Raw genomic sequence first — 962 nt, 5'->3', positions numbered from 1 at the left:
ACGGTACTGCTTCACTATCGGTCGCTAGGGAGTATTTAGCCTTGGCAGATGGTCCTGCCTGCTTCCCACGAGGTTTCACGTGTCTCGCGGTACTCGGGATCCGTCTAAGGTGTTCGCAGAATTTCAACTACAGGGCTTTTACCTTCTATGGCCGGCCTTTCCAGACCGCTTCATCTACCCTGCTGCACCTATGTTGACGTCCCACAACCCCAGAGAGCAAGCCCTCTGGTTTGGGCTGTTCCGCTTTCGCTCGCCGCTACTGACGGAATCACTTTTGTTTTCTTCTCCTGAGGGTACTTAGATGTTTCAGTTCCCCTCGTATGCCTCTACACACCCTATGTATTCAGATGTGAGTAACTGAGAATTACCTCAGCTGGGTTTCCCCATTCGGATATCCCCGGATCAAAGCCTGCTTACGGCTCCCCGAGGCGATTTCGTCGTTCGCCACGTCCTTCTTCGGCTCCTAGCGCCTAGGCATCCTCCGTGTGCTCTTATTAGCTTAACCATGCTAATGACACGTTGTATTGCTCTACGCATTTCGTTTCGTTATCTAGTTTTCAAGGAACAATCTGCAACTGTTACATCAAGTTCTTGATGTCAGTTGTCAGTGTTATTTGAGATACACATCGACTTCCCTTTCGGGGCGTCTTTGTCCTCTCAAAACTGACCAACGAGTGAATGTTGTGTGCAACTGTCAGTTGCTTATGTCCGATGACCTACAGTCATCATGGACTCCATAGAAAGGAGGTGATCCAGCCGCACCTTCCGATACGGCTACCTTGTTACGACTTCACCCCAATCATCTACCCCACCTTCGGCGGCTGGCCCCCTTGCGGGTTACCCCACCGACTTCGGGTGTTGTAAACTCTCGTGGTGTGACGGGCGGTGTGTACAAGACCCGGGAACGTATTCACCGCGGCATGCTGATCCGCGATTACTAGCAATTCCGACTTCATGCAGGC

At 51.7% G+C, this 962-nt stretch carries 2 rRNA genes; both read right to left on the bottom strand.

The annotated features are described in order from the left end of the window. A 23S ribosomal RNA gene (locus N0M98_RS33685) occupies positions 1-505 on the bottom strand; the annotation flags it as partial. Between the two features lie 235 nt (positions 506-740). Continuing rightward, positions 741-962, bottom strand: a 16S ribosomal RNA gene (locus tag N0M98_RS33680); the annotation flags it as partial.

It is taken from the genome of Paenibacillus doosanensis, from assembly GCF_025060755.1.
Taxonomy (GTDB): Bacteria; Bacillota; Bacilli; order Paenibacillales; family NBRC-103111; genus Paenibacillus_S; species Paenibacillus_S doosanensis.
Note: the sequence above shows the minus strand (reverse complement) of the source record. Positions and strands in the feature narration are given on the sequence as shown.